The organism is Actibacterium lipolyticum (genome assembly GCF_900184935.1).
GTDB classification, from domain to species: domain Bacteria; phylum Pseudomonadota; class Alphaproteobacteria; order Rhodobacterales; family Rhodobacteraceae; genus Actibacterium_A; species Actibacterium_A lipolyticum.
The window spans coordinates 1,545,355-1,567,448 of record NZ_FXYE01000001.1 but is presented as its reverse complement, the minus strand read 5'-3'; the positions used below and the strand labels follow the sequence as shown (position 1 = coordinate 1,567,448).

At 56.1% G+C, this 22,094-nt stretch carries 20 protein-coding genes; 9 read left to right on the top strand and 11 right to left on the bottom strand.

The window, feature by feature from the left end; all coding sequences use genetic code 11:
- Position 1 precedes the first annotated feature (1 nt).
- The 9 genes from COL8621_RS07720 to pyrH form a co-directional block, all read right to left on the bottom strand.
- Positions 2–580 (bottom strand): OmpH/Skp family outer membrane protein, encoded by a 579-nt coding sequence (locus COL8621_RS07720; protein WP_093966668.1) that lies wholly within the window; start codon positions 578–580, stop codon positions 2–4.
- Positions 580–2,916, bottom strand: a complete 2,337-nt coding sequence (gene bamA, locus COL8621_RS07715) for an outer membrane protein assembly factor BamA (protein WP_093966667.1) — start codon at positions 2,914–2,916, stop codon at positions 580–582. The genes COL8621_RS07720 and bamA overlap by 1 nt, the downstream gene beginning before the upstream one ends.
- 141 nt (positions 2,917–3,057) lie before the next feature.
- Complete coding sequence (locus COL8621_RS19380; RefSeq protein WP_268875511.1) at positions 3,058–3,186, bottom strand: hypothetical protein; 129 nt, start codon at positions 3,184–3,186, stop codon at positions 3,058–3,060.
- A 101-nt stretch (positions 3,187–3,287) separates the two neighbouring features.
- The gene (gene rseP, locus COL8621_RS07710; protein WP_093966666.1) at positions 3,288–4,625 is read right to left on the bottom strand and encodes an RIP metalloprotease RseP; all 1,338 of its coding nucleotides are present in this window, start codon (positions 4,623–4,625) and stop codon (positions 3,288–3,290) included.
- A gap of 17 nt (positions 4,626–4,642) precedes the next feature.
- Positions 4,643–5,821: a 1-deoxy-D-xylulose-5-phosphate reductoisomerase gene (dxr, locus tag COL8621_RS07705; RefSeq protein WP_093966665.1), complete on the bottom strand. Its 1,179-nt coding sequence runs from the start codon at positions 5,819–5,821 to the stop codon at positions 4,643–4,645.
- A 3-nt stretch (positions 5,822–5,824) separates the two neighbouring features.
- Positions 5,825–6,616 (bottom strand): phosphatidate cytidylyltransferase, encoded by a 792-nt coding sequence (locus COL8621_RS07700; protein ID WP_093966664.1) that lies wholly within the window; start codon positions 6,614–6,616, stop codon positions 5,825–5,827.
- Entirely contained in the window at positions 6,616–7,341 is a 726-nt protein-coding gene (gene uppS / locus COL8621_RS07695) for a polyprenyl diphosphate synthase (protein WP_268875510.1), read from the bottom strand. Before uppS ends, COL8621_RS07700 begins: the two co-directional genes overlap by 1 nt.
- 24 nt (positions 7,342–7,365) lie before the next feature.
- On the bottom strand, positions 7,366–7,932 hold the full coding sequence (frr, locus tag COL8621_RS07690) for a ribosome recycling factor (RefSeq protein WP_093966662.1): 567 nt from the start codon (positions 7,930–7,932) through the stop codon (positions 7,366–7,368).
- Between the two features lie 59 nt (positions 7,933–7,991).
- Positions 7,992–8,729, bottom strand: coding sequence for a UMP kinase (gene pyrH / locus COL8621_RS07685; RefSeq protein ID WP_093966661.1), 738 nt, complete (start codon positions 8,727–8,729; stop codon positions 7,992–7,994).
- A gap of 92 nt (positions 8,730–8,821) precedes the next feature.
- On the opposite strand from pyrH, the gene miaA reads away from it, so the two are divergent.
- The 7 genes from miaA (at position 8,822) to COL8621_RS07650 (ending at position 18,516) form a co-directional block, all read left to right on the top strand.
- On the top strand, positions 8,822–9,694 hold the full coding sequence (gene miaA, locus COL8621_RS07680) for a tRNA (adenosine(37)-N6)-dimethylallyltransferase MiaA (protein WP_093966976.1): 873 nt from the start codon (positions 8,822–8,824) through the stop codon (positions 9,692–9,694).
- Positions 9,695–9,815: 121 nt separating this feature from the next.
- Positions 9,816–10,601 (top strand): AraC family transcriptional regulator, encoded by a 786-nt coding sequence (locus COL8621_RS07675; protein WP_093966660.1) that lies wholly within the window; start codon positions 9,816–9,818, stop codon positions 10,599–10,601.
- 235 nt (positions 10,602–10,836) lie between these two features.
- Positions 10,837–12,495: an ABC transporter substrate-binding protein gene (locus COL8621_RS07670; RefSeq protein WP_093966659.1), complete on the top strand. Its 1,659-nt coding sequence runs from the start codon at positions 10,837–10,839 to the stop codon at positions 12,493–12,495.
- Between the two features lie 113 nt (positions 12,496–12,608).
- Positions 12,609–13,694 (top strand): ABC transporter permease, encoded by a 1,086-nt coding sequence (locus COL8621_RS07665; RefSeq protein WP_093966658.1) that lies wholly within the window; start codon positions 12,609–12,611, stop codon positions 13,692–13,694.
- An 11-nt stretch (positions 13,695–13,705) separates the two neighbouring features.
- On the top strand, positions 13,706–15,106 hold the full coding sequence (locus COL8621_RS07660; protein WP_093966657.1) for an ABC transporter permease: 1,401 nt from the start codon (positions 13,706–13,708) through the stop codon (positions 15,104–15,106).
- Between the two features lie 11 nt (positions 15,107–15,117).
- Positions 15,118–17,205 (top strand): dipeptide ABC transporter ATP-binding protein, encoded by a 2,088-nt coding sequence (locus COL8621_RS07655; RefSeq protein WP_093966975.1) that lies wholly within the window; start codon positions 15,118–15,120, stop codon positions 17,203–17,205.
- A gap of 120 nt (positions 17,206–17,325) precedes the next feature.
- Positions 17,326–18,516 carry a leucine-rich repeat domain-containing protein gene (locus tag COL8621_RS07650; protein WP_141137858.1) on the top strand — a complete coding sequence of 397 codons (1,191 nt, stop codon included), beginning with the start codon at positions 17,326–17,328 and terminating at the stop codon, positions 18,514–18,516.
- 54 nt (positions 18,517–18,570) lie between these two features.
- On the opposite strand, the gene COL8621_RS07645 is transcribed toward COL8621_RS07650, so the two are convergent.
- On the bottom strand, positions 18,571–19,146 hold the full coding sequence (locus COL8621_RS07645) for a lytic transglycosylase domain-containing protein (RefSeq protein ID WP_093966655.1): 576 nt from the start codon (positions 19,144–19,146) through the stop codon (positions 18,571–18,573).
- 208 nt (positions 19,147–19,354) lie between these two features.
- Here COL8621_RS07645 and ssb point away from each other — a divergent pair, with 208 nt between their 5' ends.
- Positions 19,355–19,870: a single-stranded DNA-binding protein gene (gene ssb / locus COL8621_RS07640; protein WP_093966654.1), complete on the top strand. Its 516-nt coding sequence runs from the start codon at positions 19,355–19,357 to the stop codon at positions 19,868–19,870.
- Between the two features lie 34 nt (positions 19,871–19,904).
- The gene (locus tag COL8621_RS07635; protein ID WP_093966653.1) at positions 19,905–20,981 is read left to right on the top strand and encodes a site-2 protease family protein; all 1,077 of its coding nucleotides are present in this window, start codon (positions 19,905–19,907) and stop codon (positions 20,979–20,981) included.
- Here the strand turns inward: COL8621_RS07635 and aroB are convergent.
- Positions 20,978–22,093 (bottom strand): 3-dehydroquinate synthase, encoded by a 1,116-nt coding sequence (gene aroB / locus COL8621_RS07630; protein WP_093966652.1) that lies wholly within the window; start codon positions 22,091–22,093, stop codon positions 20,978–20,980. The genes COL8621_RS07635 and aroB overlap by 4 nt on opposite strands.
- Position 22,094 lies beyond the last annotated feature (1 nt).

Below are 22,094 nucleotides of genomic sequence, written 5' to 3'. Positions count from 1 at the left end.
GCTAATCTTGTGGTTCACTGACCGCCGGCTCATCGGCGGTTTTTATCCGTTCTGCATGTCTGGCATCAATACGCGTGATCGCTTCGGCCGTAATATCGATACTGTCTGCCGATAGTATCACCGCGCGACTTTCCAGCACAGCAACCGCGCCACGTTCACGTACGATGTCAGTTAGAATTGGAAGGATCTCTTGATAGAAATTCTTCTGCGCGGTGTCACGACGTGCCGCCAAAGCACGTGTTTTGTCGTCCTGAGCCTTGCGAATGGCAACAACTTTTTCATCAAAGGTCGCTGCCTTTACGCGGAAATTAGCGGTCGACATTGTGCCGCGCTCTTGGGTCAACTCGCGCTCTTCGGCAAGTAACTCTGCCTCGATCTTCCGGTTTTCGGCCGAAAGGTCAGCGGTTGCGCGTTCGATTTCTTCAAGCAGCGCCGCGCCATATGCGGACCCGCTGAACAGCCGTTCTTGATCGACAGTCACAATCGGGGAACGCACGACATTCCGCGCGGCCTCCTGTGCCCAGAGCGGTGCGTTCAGCAACGCCCCAAGACACAGAAGGATAGCCGTTTTCCGAAGCATCAGAACCGCGTGGAGATGGTCAGATCGAAGTTCTGCTCATCGTCATACTCTTCTTTCTGAAGCGCATTCGAGAAGTTGAACCGAAGTGGCCCAATCGGCGTGTCCCAGAAGACCGAAACCCCGATGGACGACCGAAGTGACATGCTGTCATCAACGGCACCGCCGTCGGTGTTGTCCAAGCTCCAGACCGAACCGACGTCGGCAAACAAACCGCCGCGGATGCCGTATTCTTCTGGCAAACCAACCGGGAACTCCGCTTCGAAACGCGCGACAGCAAACATATTGCCACCAAGCGCCTCACCGCCTTTTTTCGCAGGATCGCGTGGACCCAAACCGTTGGAGTCAAACCCGCGGATTTTGCCATTCAGGAAGTAGCGGTCCGTAACGCGGCTGTTGCCGTCGATCATGCCAAGCACGCCACCTTCAAACTCGGCGCGCAAGGTGACATCTTCGTTGAAGACCAAAGTTTCGGCCGCGACCAACGCAGTCGTTTCGATGAACTTTGTGTCGCCACCCAACCCAGAATAATCCTGATTGAACCGCAGCAGAACACCTGCATTCGGGTTCAAACCGGTACGGCGCGTATCGCGGCTAAGGCTATACCCGATCTTGCTGGAAATCAGGGCACCTTCGGTCGCTTCCGCTGCGATAATGCTGGAATTCCCAGTGTATTGGAAAATGTTATCTTCCGAGATCGTGTACCGCACGCCAAGGCGGGAATACTCGCCAATCGGGAACTCAAGGCTTGGCGCAACCCGAATTTGGCGCGTGCGATAGTTCGTGCTGTTCTGGTTGTCACTTTGCGCATACGAGGCGTTGAAACGGAATGTCACATCACGACCAAGGAACGCGGGCTCTGCGAACGAAATGCTTGAAACCGAATTGTCCACACCAGAGCTGTAGGTAAAGCTGAGGAATTGGCCACGGCCCAAGAAGTTCGATTCCGAAAAGCTGACAGCAGCACCAACGCCGTTGGCGACACTGTAGTTAACACCGAAGGAAAGAGAGCCGGTTGGCTGTTCGGTCACGTTAACATCGACGATCACCTGATCTGGCGAAGTCCCCTCGCGGGCATCAACGTCTGCGGCCGAAAAGAACCCAAGTGCACGAATGCGTTCGGCAGACTCGCGGATTTCGCGTGGGTTAAAGGGGTCGCCTTCAACAGTGCGGAACTGGCGCCGAATAACGCGGTCAAGCGTGGTTGCGTTGCCCTCGATATCGATCCGCTCAACAAAAATCCGCGGGCCTTTAACAAGGGCAAATTCCACGTCCAGCGTCAGATCGCGGTCATTCCGGGTTACGCGCGGCTCGATCTGGATGAAGTTAAGCCCCTGCTGAATGGCCAAACGCTCCATCCGGGCAATGGTGTTTTCAACCAAAGACGGCGAATAGGTAACGCCCGGGCGCAGCTTGATGATTTTCTGATAGCTATCAGGGTCCACCTCAGCCAGGTCGCTGGTCGTGGTGATTTCACCAAACTTGAAAGACTGCCCCTCGCGCACGTTGAACGTGATCAGGAAACCATCGCGATTACGTGTCAGCTCGGATGCGACCGACAGTACCTGAAAGTCGATATAACCGCGCGAAACATAGAAATCCCTAAGAACCTGTTTATCAAACTCAATCCGGTCCGAAACGAACGTGTCGCTGCGCACCAACTGGCGCAGCAACCCGGCCTGTTTGGTACCAAGAACACGGCGCAGACGACCATCGGAATAGTTGCGGTTGCCGACGAAAGAAATCCGCTCAACCTCTACAACTTTGCCTTCGGTGATTTCAAAAACCAGATCGACGCGGTTGTCAGAGCGACGGATAATTTTGGGCTCCACAGTCGCGGCAAGGCGGCCTGACTGTTCATAGGCCATCACGATGGATGCAGCGTCAGCCTCGGCCAAACGGGGGCTATAGACGCGGCGCGATTGGGTGCGAATGATCGTCGAAAGCTCTTCGTCCTTCAGACGAGAGTTTCCTTCGAAGTTGATCACATTGATCGTTGGGTATTCCGTTACCCGGATCACAAGCGTCGAACCACTTGGAACCAGTTCAACCTCTTCAAAAAGGCCGCTGTTGACGATGTTCTGATAGGCCGTGTTCAACTCGCCTGCTGAAATCGCGTCACCACGAGCGATTCCGGCGTAGGTTAGAATTGTACTCGCATCGACCCTCTGGTTCCCCTCGATTTCGACATTGGTAAACCGATAGGTCTGCGCTTGCGCCATCTGCGGCATTGTCGCGCAAACACTTGCAAATGCTAAGAAAAGTAACGTTGAGATATGAAGAAATGAAAAGGTTCTGGGCTGATTTACTCGTCCAGAACCACGCAATACAGTAGTCATCAGCCTGTCCCGCTCTATCGTGTTTTATTTATACACTTGAGTAGCGGGATTAGCGGGCCTTGTCAAAAGCCGGAAACAACGAAAAAGGGCGCCCTGTTTTTCACAACAGGCGCCCGTCTGTATTGACCCATGAAACCGAACTTAAAGGATCGACCCCAAGTAAGCGCCAGCCATCAGCGCACCGCCGATTGCCACGACCGAAAACAGTCGGTCCAAATTCAGATCCAACAAAAGCGAAAGACCGCGGTAGCCGTTGGAAATCGTTTGCATTACTGGCCTCCCTCAGAGGATTCACTGGGTATGACCAAAGTGTTAACTTGAGAATGAGGCGATATTTGGGCCAACCCCCTAAGATTTTCCGCCAACGGCCCTTAGGGGCAGAACAGATCGTTCGACAACGCGAAGACCATCAAGCTGAGCAATAGCGTCAGACCGATGCTCATCAGAATGCGCAATGCCTTGTCACTGGGCGGGCGCCCTGTCAGCGCTTCGTAGACGTGAAAGACAAGGTGTCCGCCGTCCAGAACTGGAATCGGGAACAGATTCAATAGACCAACCGCCGTCGATAGCATTGCAATGAACCAAACAAAGCTGGTCGCCCCTTGGCTTGCCGCCGCGCCCGAGGTTTCCGCGATTCCCAGTGGCCCGCGAAGGTTACACGAGCTGATCGCGCCAGTGATCATGTGATACAGGCCCGAAACGCTGGACTTCGCGATGAAATAGGTTTGCTCCACCCCATACGACAGGGCATCACCGATCCCGGGTGTTTGCGTCGCGGGAGAGAAGAACAACCCACCTGTCATGCCGATCAACCAACGGGTTTCAAACCCACCGTCAGGCATCGGAAGATCAGACCGACGCGGCGCAAGCGAGAATTCGACGACTTCGCCATCGCGCCAAACGTCCAGCACAAGCACCTTCCCTTCCGAGGCCGATACGATGTCCTGAAGTTCGCTAAAGGCTGAAATCTCTTTCCCGTCGATCGCGACAATAACGTCCCCAACTTCCATGCCCGCATCCATTGCGGCCGAACCGGCCTGAATGCCGCTGACCAGCGGCGGGAACGGATATGGCCCTTGTACGGTCTGTTCTGCGCCATCACGTGAGATGGTGTAATCAAGCAGGGGTTCGATCGGCAGCGCGTCGGTTACTTCGTAAAACTCCGAGAAATCAGAAGTTTGCTGACCCTCAATCGAAAGGATCACATCCCCCGACACCACCTGCCCCACGCTTGCGGGCACGGTTTGAAGTTCCGCAATTGTTGGCGGCTCTACCGCTTCACCGCGAAAGAACAGCATCCCGGAAAAAACGACAATCGACAGGATGAAGTTAAACACCGGCCCCGCAGCAACGGTCGCCATACGGGCCCAAAGGGGCGCGCCATGCATGGTGCGGCGCAGAGTGGCCGCGTCCATGTCTTTCAGGTCATCGCTTGCGCGGTCACTTGCCGCGTTAGCATCCCCCAAAAATTTGACGTAGCCGCCCAACGGAAATGCCGCGATCTGCCATTTCGTGCCCCGTTTATCGACACGCGAATACAGAACCGGGCCAAACCCCAACGAAAAGACCTCGGCATAGATACCGGACCAACGGCCAACGATGTAATGGCCGTATTCGTGGATCGCCACGATGATACTAAGGGCCACCACAAACGCGCCAAACGTGAAAAGAATGTTCCCGAAGTCCGGCATTCCACCAATGAAATCCACGCGTTTATCCTTTTCAACTACCGGCTTTGGCTGCGTATTGCTTGTTCAGCCCTTTGACGGGCCAGATGGTCTATCTGGAGGACGTTATCAAGGTTGATTGAGGCATTTGTCAGGCCAGCATCGCCCGAAAGCGCGTCTAAAGTGGCCTCAACAACGTCTGCCATCTGCAAAAATCCGATCTCGCCCGCTATGAAACCGTCCAGCGCACGCTCTTTCGCGGCGTTAAACGCAGCGCCGGCCAGACCGCCCGTTTTCATCACATCCCATGCAAGGTGCAAGGCGGGGTAGCGCGCGCCATCCGGCGTGCGGAAATTCAATTGCCCGATCTTCGCCAGATCAAGCCGTTCCACCGGCAGCTTTTCACGGCGCGGCCAGTTCAAAGCGTACCCAATGGCATGGCGCATATCGGGCGCGCCCAAGTGCGCCATCAACGCCCCATCACAGAACCCAACAAGGGCATGGATTAAGGATTCTGGGTGAACCAGAACCTCAATCTGATCGGGATGAACGCCGAAGAACTCTTTAACCTCAATGACTTCCAGAGCCTTATTAAACATAGAGGCGCTATCAATCGTGATCCGCTGCCCCATATCCCAATTGGGATGAGAGGACGCTTGTTCAAGCGTTGCATCGGCCAGATCCTTGATCGGCCAATCGCGAAACGCACCGCCGGATGCGGTAATGATAACGCGTTCAACCGCAGCCATGTCTTCGCCGACAAGCGCCTGAAAGACTGCCGAATGTTCGCTATCCACAGGCAGAACTGTTGCGCCGTGCTGTTTGGCCGTCGCCATCAGCAGCGGCCCGGCGGTAACAAGGCTTTCCTTGTTGGCCAGCGCCAGTGTCGTGCCTTGCTCCAACGCCTTCAGCCCGGGCACAAGACCTGCTGCACCGACAATGGCGGACATAACCCAATCTGCAGGGCGGGCCGCAGCGTCGGCAATTGCATCGGCACCTGCAGCGACTTCAATCTGAGTGCCAGCCAAAGCCTGTTTCAACGCGTCATAGCATTCGGGGTAACAGGTCACCGCGATATCTGCGCGCAGCGCCTTGGCTTGATCTGCCAACCGTTGGATGTTGCGCCCGCCAGTCAGTGCTACAACGTCGAACGCGTCGGCACCGCCCTGTCGCATCAACAGATCAATCGTGTTCTCACCGATCGAGCCGGTCGAACCAAAGATCGAAACGCGCCGCATCGCTTAGAACCTGACCTCAGGGACATAGACCAATTGCGCGACCAAAAGCATGAACAATGCCGCACCAAGCAGACCGTCAAACCGATCAAACAAGCCGCCATGCCCTGGAAGCAGCGAGGAGCTGTCTTTCACGCCCATTTTGCGCTTAACCGCGCTTTCGGCGATGTCCCCGAACTGGCTGGCCATCGACAGCGCGACAGAAATCCAAGGCAAATCGGGCCCGGCATTGGTGAATTGGCGGAACAACACGCCGATCAGCGCGGCCGCAATCCAGCCAGCAACGGTGCCCGACCAAGTTTTCTTTGGGCTGATGCGCGGCCAGAACTTTGGCCCACCCAGCATTCGACCCGCGAAATAGCCGAACACATCCGTCGCGATAACAACAAGAACCAGCCAAAACAGCCAGACAACACCGTTTGCATCACGAAAACTGGAAAGCCCGTAACCGGCAATCAAGATCGCCACCGCAAACGCAACAAAGATCGCACGATGCCGTTTCAGCAACGAAATCCCAACCAACGCAGGCGCGGCAAGGATCGGCAATGCATAAAAGCCTGGCAAAGCACGCGCCAACAAAACGGCCGCCGCACCAAGAAACGCCAATTGCAACGCTTCCGATGCGCGGTCCGGCGCGATCATCCGGGAAAGCTCCCAAATCATGATGCCGCTTACTGCAGCCGTCAGCAAAGCGAACCAAACGCCGCCCAGCCAGATCAGCAACACACCCGCAACAGCCATGCCTGCGGCTGAAGCAAGGCGAACCGTCAAATCATCCCACTGACCATCTTTCGCCATCAGACGGGCACCGCGCCAAACCGGCGTTCCCGGCCAGAGAATTTTTCGACGATCTTGCCGAATTCTTCCGCGGTAAAATCAGGCCATAAGATCGGGCTGAATTCATACTCAGCATATGCTGACTGCCATAGAAGGAAGTTAGAGATACGCGCCTCCCCGCTGGTGCGGATTACTAGGTCAGGATCTGGCAACACGCAGGTATCAAGGAATTTCGCCAGCGTTTCAGCGTCGACATCCTCTGGGTCAAGCTGGCCAGCCGCAACTTCATGTGCAAGCCGCTTAACCGCGCGGGCCACTTCATCGCGACCACCATAGTTAAGCGCGATTGTCAGGTGAACGCGATCATTGCCAGCTGTCAGCGTCTCTAGCTCGTCCATCAACTTGACCAGCTTGGGTTCCAGCTGATCACGGTCACCGATGAACCGCACCCGCACACCCTCTTTCAGCAGGGCCTGCGCCTCTTTGGTGATGTAGCGGCGGAACAGCGTCATCAGGCCAGAAACCTCGGCCTGAGTCCGCTTCCAGTTTTCGGTCGAGAAGGCAAAAATCGTTAGATACCGGATACCAAGTTCGGGGCACGCGTTCACGATTTCGCGGACACGCTTTGCCCCGGCCTGATGGCCAAACAGCCGAGGGCGGCCCCGGCTTTGCGCCCAACGCCCATTCCCATCCATGATGATGGCAACATGGGCGGGCCCGCCCTGTAAAGGTGTCGTAGCGGCCAAGCGGTACCCCTTCCCGATCATGCGTTAAACCTGCATGATCTCCTGCTGTTTGGTTTCCAACGCCTTGTCGACATTGGCGATGGCGGCATCGGTCAGTTCCTGAACTTCGTCCGACCATACCTTGTGATCGTCTTCGCTCATACCGGCGGTTTTCGCCTTTTTAAGCTGATCCATGCCATCACGGCGAACGTTGCGCACAGCAACACGCGCATGTTCCGCATATTGCGCGGCGACCTTGGTCAGTTCGCGGCGGCGTTCTTCGTTCAGTTCCGGGATCGGCAGCATGATGATCGTGCCGTTCAACTGAGGATTGATACCCAGCCCGCTTTCACGGATCGCCTTTTCCACGGCGTTGACCATGGATTTGTCCCAAACGTTTACCGTAACCATGCGTGGCTCAGGTACGTTTACAGTGCCCACTTGGTTGATCGGCGTTTTTTGACCGTATGCTTCAACCATGATCGGTTCCAGCATCGACGCAGACGCCCGCCCGGTCCGCAAGGATGCAAATTCCTGCTTCAATGCGGCCATTGCACCGTCCATGCGGCGCTGCAGATCGTCCAGATCAATTTCAAGGTCTTCGTCAGCCATGCCCAAAACTCTCTCTTCTTTTTCGTGCTGCTGCTTGCAGAGTTGACAGTGCTATACAGTTATCCATGTACAATTGTATAGGTGCCTTGCCCGCTTAGTATTCCTTTGAACCCGCCGGGTTCGTCCAGCGAGAATACAATAATCGGCAAGTCGTTATCCCGTGCAAGCGCAATTGCCGATGCATCCATCACCTTCAGGTTTTTCACCAGAACGTCGTCATATGTGATGTCGTCGTACCGTTTGGCCTCGGGGTGTTTGACGGGGTCCATATCGTAAACGCCGTCTACCTTGGTGCCTTTCAGGATCGCCTCGCAGGTCATCTCGCTGGCGCGCAATGTGGCGGCGGTGTCGGTCGTGAAGTATGGGTTGCCGGTACCGGCAGCAAAGATCACAACGCGGCCCTTTTCAAGGTGGCGCACGGCGCGGCGGCGGATGTAAGGCTCACAGACCTGATCCATTGGAATCGCGGAAACAACGCGGGTGAAAACCCCCAACCCTTCCAGCGCGGATTGCATCGCCAAGGCGTTCATTACCGTGGCAAGCATCCCCATGTAATCGGCGGTTGTGCGTTCCATACCCTGCGCGCTGCCCTGAAGGCCGCGAAAGATGTTGCCGCCACCGATCACCATACAAATCTCTACGCCCAGATCGCGGACGATTTTCACCTCTTTCGCGATGCGTTCAACGGTGGGCGGATGAAGGCCGAAGCCTTGGTCGCCCATCAGCGCCTCACCTGAAATTTTCAGAAGCACACGCTTGTAGGCGGGCGTCGGTTGGTTATCACTGCCGTCGCTCATATTCTCTTACCCCGGTACTGGACTTGGCGTCGGGTGCAAAATGTCGGAAAAGCCCGGAAGGTTCAACGCATAACAGAAGGTTTCCCCGCTTGATCGCGCTTCCAACCCTTAATCCAGAGCAACCAGTGCTGATTGCTGGCCCCACTGCCAGCGGTAAATCGGCGCTTGCGCTTGAGATTGCCGACAAAAGCGGTGGTGTCATCGTGAATGCGGATGCGCTTCAGGTTTTTGCCAATTGGCGCATCCTGACTGCGCGCCCGGATTCGGAAGAGGAAGCCCAAGCGCCCCATTGCCTTTACGGGCACGTCCCGTTTGACGCCGAATATTCGGTTGGTCATTGGCTGCGCGACGTTGCGCCGCTTTTGAACAAAGGGGCGCGGCCGATCATCGTTGGCGGGACAGGTTTGTATTTCACTGCTTTGACTGAAGGGCTTGCAGAAATACCGCCCACCCCGGCCCATGTGCGTGAAATCGCGGACGCACGGCGCGCCGAGGAAGGCCACGAAGGCATGCTGGCCGAGCTTGACGAAGAAACCCGCGCCCGCGTTGATCAGCTGAACCCAATGCGCGTACAGCGCGCTTGGGAGGTTCTGCAAAACACCGGCAAAGGTCTGGCCGCGTGGCAGGATGATACGCCGCCGCCGCTGTTGAACCTAAGCGATGCCCAGCCTTTCGTCATGAATGCTGATCGCGATTGGTTGGCCAACCGTATCGACCTGCGCTTTGACCGGATGATGGACAAGGGCGCACTGGACGAGGTCGCTGCGAACCTTGAACAATGGGATCCTGCCCGCCTGTCATCAAAAGCAATCGGCGCACCTGAACTTATTGCGCATCTGCGTGGTGAACTGTCTTTGGACGCCGCGATTGAGGCTGCGAAAACGGCCTCGCGCCAGTACGCAAAACGCCAGCGAACATGGTTCAGAGCACGCATGCGCGACTGGACGCCAATCTCGCTCGGCTAAGCTGTCGCAATCAAACAACAATCCGCGCAACTTCCACAAATCGAACAATTCGACCTTTGATCGGTCGATTGTTTCGTCCTAGCCTTGTTTTTGCGGCACAAACCTCGTTGGGGTAGAAGCAATGCAAGAACAAGACTTACGCCTGATACCAATCAATCGCCTGATGCAAGGCGGTCGGTGGCGCGTCGAAGCGATGCGCAGCTATTCGGTGGATCAACTACTGTGGTTCACGCGGGGACAGGGTCGGTTGACCGTTGGTGGTGTCACCCGTGGTTATGGTGCGCATAATGCGGTCTTTATCCCTGCCAGAACCATGCATGCGTTTGAACTGGGCGCGCAGGTGTTCGGGACAGCGGTCTTCTTTAGCCAAGAACACACCCTGCCGCTACCAAAGTCGCCCTGCCATTTGCGGATCCGCGACACCTATGATCAGCAAGAGGTCACCGCTATTCTGGACCATCTGCAGCGCGAGTCCGAAGAGGACCGCCCTGCCCGGCTTCGCGCGATGCACCACTATGCCGGTATTCTGTCTGTCTGGCTTGAACGTCAGATGCTGCAACATGACGATGCCTTGGCCACCGTGGATGCAAGCCGTCGCCTTGCCCGGCGTTACAGCGAATTGGTCGAAAACGAATTCCACACCGGCCGAAGCGTCGCGGACTATGCCGCCGCCCTTAGCGTTACCCCAACGCATTTGACGCGCGTGTGTAAATCAAGCTGTGGCACCACCGCGTCGGATTTCCTTGCCGACCGTAAAATTGCTGAAGCACGGCGTATGCTTGCCGACACCAAATTGCCGGTGAACCAAATCGCCTTGGGCTTGGGTTTCACGTCTCCGGCTTATTTCTCGCGCGCGTTTCAGTCGCGCACTGGGCTGACCCCGGGCGCGTTCCGACGATCCAGCTAAAACACGCCCAACGCCGGCAGTTGGGTTTAGTTCATGTCGTTTTTCCGGCCAGTCGATGTCGTATTTGATACACATCACGGCGAATATGAAAGTTGACCGATGGTTAAAACTGGTGCCGAATGGTCCCGGCAAAGGGGTACGCGCACTCTGGACTCATAAGATACAGACCGTTGGGCGGAATTAAGCGGAACCCACACGATTGGACCAATTCGTAATTTTTTTGGGGGAGTTAGAAATGACGAAATCCACGATCAACGGAAAACCGCTTCATCCGGCTGTGACGATGTACGCGACCGAATTCAAAAACGGACAGCTAAGCCGCCGTGAATTTCTTACCCGCGCATCTGCATTAGGTGCCGCAACCACAACCGCCTATGCATTGGGCGGGCTTGGTGCCCCAGCACAGGCCGCATCGCACGTAATGGCCCCCAAAGAGGGCGGAACGCTTCGCATTCAGATGCTTCTGAAAGCCTTGAAAGACCCGCGTTCGTTTGACTGGTCTGAAATGGCGAACATCACGCGCGGGCTTCTGCAATATCTGGTCGAATATAACAACGACGGTACGTTCAGCGGCGTCCTGCTGGAAAGCTGGGAAGTGAACGAAGATGCCACCGAATACACCCTAAACGTCCGCAAGGGCGTGAAATGGAACAACGGGGATGACTTCACCGCCGAAGATGTGGCCGCAAACTTTGCCGGTTGGGCCGACAAATCTGTCGAAGGTAATTCAATGGCGTCGCGCGTGGGTACGTTGATCGACCCTCAAACCAATCAAGCGATTGAAGGGTCAATCGAAGTCGTAGACAGCCTTACGCTGAAGCTGCACCTGCCCAGCCCCGACATTACGATCATCCCCGGAATTGCCGATTACCCATCCGCGATTCAGCACAAGGATCTGATCGGCACCAACCCGCTGGATCATGGTGTGGGCACCGGCGCCTATATGATTCAGGAATATGAGGTGGGCGTAAAAGCCACCTTGGTTAAGAACCCCGATCACGAATACTGGGGCACTGCGTACCTCGACACGATCGAATTTCTTGATTTCGGCTCTGATCCCGCCGCTTGGTTCGCCGGTGCCGAAGCCGACGAATTTGACATGACTTATGAAACCGTTGGCGAATTCATCGACATCTTCGACGGAATGGGCTGGGCCAATTCCGAAGTCACCACCGCCGCAACCGTGGTGATCCGCCCCAACCAGATCGCAGAGATCGACGGCAAACAGCCCTATGCGGACAAACGCGTGCGGCAAGCCATTCAAATGGCCTGTGACAACGCCGTGTGTCTGGAACTTGGCATCGCCGGGCGTGGGACGGTGGCCGAAAACCATCACGTCGCGCCGATCCACCCCGAATATGCGCAGCTTCCTCCGCAAAAATACGATCCCGCTGCCGCAATGGCATTGATGAAAGAAGCCGGGATGGCGGATTACGAGCACGAGATCATATCGATCGACGATGACTATCGCCGCAACACCACCGACGCAGTCGCCGCACAGCTGCGCGATGCCGGGTTTAAGGTGAAGCGTACCATCATCCCCGGCTCCACCTTCTGGAACGATTGGACGAAATACCCGTTTAGTTCGACCAACTGGAACCACCGGGAACTTGGCGTTCAAATCCTTGTTCTGGCTTACAAATCCGGCGAGGCATGGAATGAAACTGGGTTTGCCAACGCCGAATTCGACGCCAAACTGGCCGAGGCCGTCGCAATCGCCGATGCCGACACACGCCGCACCGTGATGAAGCGGCTTGAAGAAATCATGCAAGAAGAAGGCGTGACCATTCAGCCCTATTGGCGCTCTCTATATCGTCACCACAAAGAAGACATCGTGGGTGCACAGATGCACCCGAAGTATGAGGTCAACGTCCACAAGCTTGGCTGGGCCTGACACTAGACGAAAAGAAGGGGTCGCCATGCGCGGCCCCTTTTTCATGCTACGCGGTGTCCGGTGATCAACACCGAAACCGACGCCCCACCGCCACCCACTAAACAGGGACGCTAATGGGACTGTTCATACTACGGCGCATCGGCGTGATGCTACTGACCGCGCTTTGCCTGACTTTCGTGGTTTTCTTCCTGACCAATCTTGACCCCAACCTTGAAAAGTTGGCCAAGAACCGCGGCAACGCGCGCATGACCGACACCGAAGTCACCAGCTGGCTGGAAAAGAACGGATACAGCGCGCCAATGATCGTGCGCTATGGCGAATGGCTGGGTGTGGTTCCCGGATGGCAACGTCAAGATGATGATGGCACTGTCACCGGGCGCTGTATCGACTTTGACCAGCCCACCGAAACGGCCCCCCGATATTGTGGCGTTCTGCAGGGGGACTTCGGCTATTCCACGGTTTTCCGCGACGAAGTGTCATCAATCATCGGCAAGCGGCTGGCCCTGACGGGCGTTCTGATGTTTTGGGTGATGATCGTGATGGTGCCAGTCGCGTTGATCGTGGGCATATTGGCCGGCATGCGCGAAGGGTCAAAACTGGATCGGTCCCTATCGACGCTTTCCATCGCCTCCACCGCGACGCCGGAATATGTGTCTGGTGTTATCCTGATCGTAATGTTGGCGTCCTCTAAACTTGGGATCAGCCCCCTTTTGCACAGTTGGGGGTGGATCGAAGGCAAGACCTTATTCAAAGGCTCTGCCGTTAGCGCGATGGAAGGCGTGACGTTTCAGAACTTCACCCTGCCCGTGGCCACGATGGCCCTATACGGCATGGGATATATCGCCCGTATGACCCGCGCCTCCATGGCCGAGGTGATGACGGCCCAATACATCCGCACCGCGCGCCTAAAGGGCATCCGTTTCCGCGAGATCGTCATAAAGCACGCGCTGCGCAATGCGTTGATCGCGCCGTTCACGGTCATCATGCTTCAGTTTCCGTGGCTGCTGACCGGCGTCGTGATTGTTGAAACCTTGTTCAACTATAAGGGCTTCGGCTGGACCTTGGTCCAAGCGGCCTCAAACAACGATATTGAGCTGCTGCTAAGCTGTTCAATCGTTGCCGTGTTGGTGGTTCTAATAACGCAGCTGATTTCCGATATCGGCTATGTGTTCCTGAACCCACGCATCCGAATTTCATAAGGGGCAAAGAGATGGAACACCTAACCTGGACCGGCGCCCTATCCCTCCTGACCCCAATGCTGTTGGCGCTTGCGGTCGCCTTTGTCGTTGCCGTCGTGGTGCAGATCGCCGTTTCGCTTGTTCTGCCTGCACCGGCACGTGTTGGATATGGGGTTGCAGAACGTGGCCCGCATGTATGGGCCGTGCGTGCGACCAAGCTGTGCCTGCTGGGGCTTATCGCGGTGCTGGCCCTTTTCATCGGCGGCGGAATAATCCTGCAAGGTAGCGCGAAGGGGATCATTGGCCATATCTCAACCCGGCTGTTGCCCGTCTGGGTGGCACTGGCGATCACGTTTACCCTGTCGATCACGTTCAAACGGCGGCTTGGCCTATATGGCAAACTGTTCGACAGCCCGATCGGCATGGTTGGATTTGCCTTGGTCATGTTCTGGGTCTTCGTTGCGGTTTTTGCAGACATCATCGCCACGCATGATCCGATCCAGATTATATCAGGCTTGAAAAACAAAGTGCCCGGGGTTCCACTGCCAGAGGGGCGCGACGATTTCGCGTATTACCTTTTGGGCGGCGATAACCTTGCCCGTGATGTGTTCAGCCGCGTGGTCATGGGCGCGCGCGAGGTCTTGAAAATCGCACCCGCAGCGACCCTGTTCGCGTTCATGGTCGGCATCACACTTGGCCTTCCGGCGGGCTATTTCGGGGGCAAGTTCGACACCGTGCTGTCGTTCATCGCCAACCTTGTCTTGGCCTTTCCGGTGATCTTGCTGTTCTACCTTCTGGTCACACCTGAAATCGTCGCGTCGGGAATCCCGAAATATATGGCTGCAGTCTTGTTCCTGTTTCCGATCCTGTTTCTGGTGATCTTGTGGAACTCGCGCTATTTCACGCGGCCGGCTAAGCGCAATCTTTACGTGGCCCTGACGCTGATCATTGGCGGGTGGCTCTACCTTGGGCTGGCGTTCAACGCTGATCCGCTTGGCGTTATTTCGATGCCCGGGAATGTGCTGATCGTGTTCGTGTCGGTGGTTTTTGTGAACTCCCCCACGGTATTCCGCATCGTGCGCGGCATCGTGTTGGACATACAGACGCGGGATTACGTCGCCGCCGCGCAAACACGTGGCGAAGGGCCGTGGTACATCATGCTGTGGGAAATTCTGCCCAACGCGCGCGGCCCGCTGATCGTCGATTTCTGTCTGCGCATTGGCTATACCACCATCCTTTTGGGAACGCTGGGCTTCTTCGGCCTTGGGGTCAGCCCGGAAAGCCCTGACTGGGGCTCCACCATCAACGAAGGGCGGCGGCTGTTGTCGATCTATCCGCATCCTGCCCTGCCGCCCGCGCTGGCCCTGATGAGCCTTGTGCTGGGCCTGAACCTGTTGGCCGACGGCCTGCGGGAAGAAAGCTTGAAGGATTAAGGGACATGACCATGACCGAACTGGAATATGACGGCCCGATCCTTGAAATCGAAAACCTGTCGATCAGTTTCTTTACCCGTCTGCGGGAAATTCCAGCGGTGATGGATTTTTCCTGCACCGTCCAACCCGGCGAGGCAATGGGCCTGGTGGGAGAGTCCGGCTGCGGAAAGTCAACCGTCGCGCTGGGCGTGATGCAAGATCTTGGCGTGAACGGGCGCATTGTTGGCGGCACGATCAAATACAAAGGCCGTGACCTGAATTCGTTAAGTGCCGAAGAGTTGCGCCACATCCGCGGCAACGAAATCGCGATGATTTATCAAGAGCCTATGGCCTCTCTCAACCCGGCGATGAAAATCGGCAAACAGTTGATGGAAGTGCCTATGATCCACGGAGGCACATCAAAGGCCGACGCGCGGGCGATGGCCTTGCAAGTCGTCGAAGACGTTCGCCTACCCGATCCTGCCCGCATCCTGAACAGCTTTCCACATCAACTGTCTGGTGGCCAACAACAGCGGATCGTCATCGCCATGGCGCTGATGTCAAAGCCATCGTTGCTGATACTGGACGAACCCACCACGGCGCTGGACGTGACGGTCGAAGCCGGGATCGTCGATCTGGTGAAGGACTTGGGGAAGAAGTACGGCACATCGATGCTGTTCATCTCTCACAATCTTGGGCTTATTCTGGAAACCTGTGATCGGCTGTGCGTCATGTATTCCGGCGAGGCGGTTGAGACAGGCTCCATCGAAGACGTATTCGATGAAATGCAGCACCCCTATACACAGGCGCTGTTTCGATCCATCCCCCTGCCCGGCGCTGACAAAACGTCCCGCCCGTTGGTTGCCATTCCGGGTAACTTTCCACTTCCACATGAACGCCCACCAGGCTGCAATTTTGGGCCGCGTTGCGATTATTTCGAAGCCGGGCGATGTGATGCACAAGACATCCGAATGGCGACCGTGCGCGGAAGTGACCGCCACACATCCCGCTGTTTGAAGTTCACCGAAATTGATTGGGCCGCACCGCCCAGCGTTGCTGAGAAAAAGGAAAAAGCCGCCGTGGGCGACGTCGTTCTGAAGATCGACAACCTGAAGAAATATTACGAGGTGGCCGCCAGCGCGCTGTTTGGCGGCGGCAATAAAAAGGTCGTAAAGGCCAACGAAACCTTAAGCTTTGAGGCCCGCGAAAGTGAAACACTAGCCATCGTCGGGGAATCCGGCTGCGGAAAATCGACCTTTGCAAAGGTGCTGATGGGGTTAGAGACCGCGACGGACGGCACCATCCTGTTGGACAATCGCGAAATTCAGGACATTCCGATCCAACAGCGCGACACCAAAACAGTTTCCGACATTCAGATGGTGTTCCAGAACCCGTTCGACACGCTGAACCCGTCGATGACCGTCGGGCGCCAGATCATGCGCGCCCTAGAAATTTTCGGCGTTGGTGCCGATGAAACCGCGCGACATGCCCGGATGTTGGAATTGCTGGATCTGGTGAAACTGCCCCGCGCGTTCGCAAACAGAATGCCGCGCCAATTGTCCGGCGGCCAAAAACAGCGCGTTGGCGTCGCCCGTGCCTTTGCGGGCGGCGCGCGCATTGTTGTGGCTGATGAGCCGGTGTCGGCGTTGGACGTTTCCGTTCAGGCGGCGGTGACCGACCTGCTGATGGACATTCAGCGCGAAGAGAAGACCACGCTGTTGTTCATTTCGCACGACTTATCGATCGTTCGTTATCTGAGTGACCGGGTGATGGTCATGTATCTGGGGCACGTTGTGGAATTGGGCACGACCGACCAAGTTTTCGCGCCGCCCTATCACCCCTACACAGAGGCTCTTTTATCGGCCGTCCCGATTGCCGATACCAGCATCCACAAGAAACGCATCGTGCTTGAAGGCGACGTTCCGTCGGCGATGAACCCGCCATCAGGTTGCCCTTTCCAAACCCGATGCCGTTGGAAATCCGAAGTGCCGGGCGGGCTTTGCGAAAAAGAGGTGCCGCCGATGCGTGACGCAGGGGGTGGCTTACAGATTAAATGCCACCTGACAGACGATCAATTCGCCACGATGGAACCTGTCATCAAATTGGTCGCGGCGGAATAGGCAACCTTTGGGGCGCTGGGTTCTGCAAACTGACATACTGATCCTTGCGATCATATTCTTGCCGAATTTGTTTCCTATCCCTCATCGTGAACGAACGTTGTATGGATTGAGGACAACAGAGTGACATTGAAGAAAGTCTTTGCATTGGCGGCGCTATTGGTCGGCGTCGGTCTTGTTTCACTATCCGGGATCATGGTGACATCACAGATGTCGGACTCGCCCCAATCTCCACATATCAGTGGCCAAGGCACCGCGTTGATCGCGGATATTGAAAAGGCGGCGAAGGACCCGGCGTTGGAGAAGATGCCGAACACGACCGCGTTCATTCTGGAGAAAACTCAGGAACTTGCCGCTGATGCACCTGCAACCGCGGCGCCTTGCGATAAGGAAGGCGTTCAGGGCCTTCAATTCGGTTCTTTATGTATCACGGCCGATTCCACATATTTGTCGATCAACCCTCCAGAGTTTGCGCTTCTTCCGGAACTTCAGGGGCACAGCGGAATAAAGCAGTTCGAAGGGCGCTTCGTAAAGGCAACGACATTAGCTTCGATCGCCGACATCCCAAACATCGAACAACTGTTCCTCATGCGGGCAGAAATTGACGACTATTCCGCACTATCCAACTTGAAGTCCCTTAAGAAGGTGTCTCTGCTGGACAGCAACGTCACGGATTTGTCCTTTGTTAAGGACCTTCCGAACCTCGAATTGCTCAACCTCTCTGGCACTCCGATATCAGATTTGTCGGCGCTTGCGGGCCACCCGTCATTAAACACACTGTTTGTGGCTGGCACACCGGTGCTTGATCTTGCCCCTTTGGCGCAGATCCCGACCCTCAGAACCCTTGACCTTAAGGGCACTGAAATCACCGATCTGTCGCCTCTTCAGGGTTTGACCAAGTTGCAAACCTTGTCTGTGTTTGACACACCAGTTGCGGACCTTTCACCACTGGCCGGGATGGCGGAACTGCAAAAGCTTTATGCCGATCAAACCGGGATCAGTGACATTTCTGCGCTGGCCGGGCTGACAAATCTCGTCTCTCTCGACATCGACAGAAACCCGATCAACGATATCTCTGCCTTGGCCGGATTGGTGAACCTTGAGAAGCTCGACCTACGCAACACACAGGTGACTGACCTGTCCGCCCTATCGCAGATGGAAAAATTGCGTCGGCTTGACCTAAGCGAAACACCGGTTTCTGACCTGCGCCCGTTGGCGGGCCTATCCAACCTCACAAGACTGTCGCTGAAAGGTATGACCGGGGTGGATACGGAGGTGCTTGCCCATATCACCAAGCTGGATATCAAACGCTAGCTGTCCGTTAACGGGCCAATATCCTACGGCCAAGCGAAAGAGTTTTGGGGGGCGTTAGCTTCCCAAAATCTTCTTCACATAGTTCCGGGTTTCACGATACGGCGGCACCCCGTCGTATTTCTGCACAGCGCCCGGCCCTGCGTTATACGCAGCCAGCGCCAGTCGCCATGACCGGAACGTGTCATATTGTTTACGCAGGTAACGCGCACCGCCTTCAAGGTTCTGGCGCGGATTGTGCGGGTCGACACCCAGCGCACGGGCCGTTCCCGGCATAAGCTGTGCCAAACCAATCGCGCCCTTATGGCTGCGCGCACGGGCATTCCACGCGCTTTCCTGTTGGATCAGGCGCAGAAACAGATCTTCGGGGATGTTATGCTTGCGCGCCGCTGCGCGGGCCATATCAAGGTATTGTCCCTTATATTTGCCAGAATAGCGTGGTGCGTTGAATTTAGACGGAACCACGACGGATTCTGGTTTCAACCGGACAGAGCTGGAATACTGCGTCGCCGCGCGTGTATCCAAAACCTTGGTCTGAGAGTTAAAGATCAAAGCACGGGCTTTAGAGCTGACAGTCGTGTCAGCCGAAACAGGAGCCGCCGCAACAACAATCGCAGCGATCAGAACGAGCATTTTACTGGTAAACAAAATAACCACTCCTCAAATTTTGCATCGAACGGTAAACCTATTTCCCAGTTGCAGACATAATAGTCCACATGGACCTGTTCTTATGCTCTCTACCCTCTCCTTTTGAATTTCGGAGTGAGTTAGATCTTTCAATAACCCTAACGGGGTGATGTAACCAAGAGATGATTTGCAAAAGATTCGACGGGAGTGCGCTATGGCTGGATCGGTGAACAAGGTAATAATAGTCGGAAATCTGGGTCGTGACCCGGAAGTTCGCAGTTTCCAGAACGGCGGAAAAGTATGCAACCTTCGCATCGCAACGTCGGAAACATGGAAAGATCGCAACACAGGCGAACGCCGTGAAAAGACCGAATGGCATTCGGTCGCCATCTTCTCTGAAGGTCTGGTTCGCGTGTGTGAGCAGTACCTGCGCAAAGGGTCCAAGGTCTATATCGAAGGCCAACTTCAGACTCGCAAATGGCAGGATCAGTCCGGTCAGGACCGTTATTCAACCGAGGTTGTGCTGCAGGGCTTTAACGGCACTTTGATCATGCTTGACGGACGCAGCGAAGGCGGTTCCGGCGGTGGTGGTTACGGTGGTGGCCAGCAAGGCGGCGGTTACGGTGGCGGATATGACTCCGGCCCTGCCGACCAAGGTTACGGTGGCGGCGGTGGTGGCCAGTCCGGCCCGGCACCCGCAGGCGATCTGGACGATGAGATCCCGTTCTAAGACGTAACGAGGCACGAAAGCGGAGGCGCAGCAGATGACCTGGTCTTTTCCAATCGGAAAGTTATTTGGGTCAGAGCTGCGCATCCACGCCACCTTTTTCCTTCTGCTCATCTGGATTGGCGTTGCTGCCTATATGCAAGATGGGCCCGCCGCAGCGATTGAAAATATCCTGTTCATCATCGCGCTGTTCGCTTGTGTCGTAGCGCATGAATTTGGCCACGCCCTGACGGCGCGGCGCTATGGCATCAAAACCCCTGACATTACGCTTCTGCCCATCGGCGGCATGGCCCGGCTTGAACGTATGCCGGAAAAACCATGGCAAGAAATTGCGGTCGCCTTGGCTGGCCCTGCGGTCAATGTGGCGATTTTCTTGGTGCTGGTCGGTATCTTCGGCGTATCCCCCAGCCTTGAACAGCTTTCGTCGATTGAAAATACTGCGGCCGGGTTTCTTGGGCGCCTTGCGATTGTGAACCTGTTCCTTGCGGTGTTCAATCTATTGCCAGCCTTCCCAATGGATGGCGGTCGGGTGTTCCGCGCCGCGCTGGCCCTGTTCATGAGCCGGGAAAAGGCAACGAATATCGCTGCGATTGCCGGGCAGCTTTTGGCCTTTGGCCTTGGTTTTCTAGGGCTGACCACTGGCAACCCGATGCTGCTGCTGATCGCGCTTTTCGTATTCATGGCCGCAGCGGCCGAAAACTCGGACGTCGCGATGCGGTCCGTTGCGCACAACCTTTTGGCGCGCGATGCGATGATTACATCGTTTGAAACTTTGGGTCCGAACGATACGATCCGTACCGCATCAAACGCGATTATCCGCACAACACAGCATGAATTTCCAGTCATTGACCACACTGGAAACCTGACCGGGTTTCTGACCCGCACGGCGCTGTTTCAAGCGCTTTCAAGCGACGCACATCCGCGGTTAGTTTCAGAGTTGATGACACCAAACATTCCGACGGTCGCCATTATGGCCCCGCTGAACGCAGTGCTGGATGCGCTTCGCGAAGGTGCGACACCGGCCGTGGTCGTGACCGATAAGGCGGGCCAGATGATTGGTTATATCACGCGCGAAAACATTGGTGAGCTGATGGTCGTTCAGCGCGGTACTTAACGGGCTGACAATGCGTCCTGCAACAGGTCGCGGACCATGGCGGAGTCAACATCGGATGTGACGAACGCCTGTCCGATACCGCGGGCCAAGATGAACCGAAGTTGACCGTCCAGCACCTTCTTGTCCTGCGCCATCAACGCCAACAAACCGTCTGCACCCGGCAATTCGCCTGGAATATCGGCAAGGTCTTTTTTCATCCCCATCGCGTCCAGATGTGCGCGGATGCGTGATGGTTCTTCCTGCGCGCAAAGCCCCATGCGAGAGGACAGTTCGAACGCCAAGGCGCAACCGATTGCGACGCCTTCGCCATGCAGCAGCTTTTCAGAATACCCGGTCGCAGCCTCAAGCGCGTGACAGAACGTGTGACCAAGGTTCAATAGCGCGCGATCCCCCTGCTCTGTCTCGTCGCGCACGACGATTTCGGCCTTCATCTCGCACGAACGTTTTACCGCACGCGCGCGCGCCTGCTCATCCCCACGAGCAAGGGCTGGGCCTTCGGCATCCAGCCAGTCAAAGAAATCCGCGTCGCCCAAAAGGCCGTATTTTACGACCTCTCCGTACCCGGCAAGAAAATCGCGCGGCGTCAGCGTGTTCAAGACCGCGATATCGGCCAAGACAAGCGACGGTTGGTGGAATGCGCCGATCAAGTTCTTGCCCAATGGCGAATTGATCCCCGTCTTGCCACCGACCGAACTATCGACCTGCGCCAACAACGACGTGGGAATCTGTACAAACCGAACACCGCGCCGCAACACCGCAGCAGCAAAGCCGGCCAAATCACCGATGACCCCACCGCCAAGCGCAACAACAACGTCCGAACGTTCGACCTTTTGTTCGATCAACCATTCAACAGTGCGGGAAAATTCTTTCCACCCCTTGGTCGCTTCCCCAGCAGGAAGCGCAAGCGACACCATTTCGATTCCCGCCTCTGCTAGACCCGCGCTTAGCGGTTCAAGGTGTTTAGAGGCGACGTTTTCATCCGTGATGACAGCAACACGTTTGCGACGAAGAAGCGGTGCGATTTCCGCCCCGGCACGCCCCAACAGACCCGCGCCAATGCGGATATCATATTCGCGGCCCTCAAGCGGTACGTGTACTGTCTCAACGCTCATG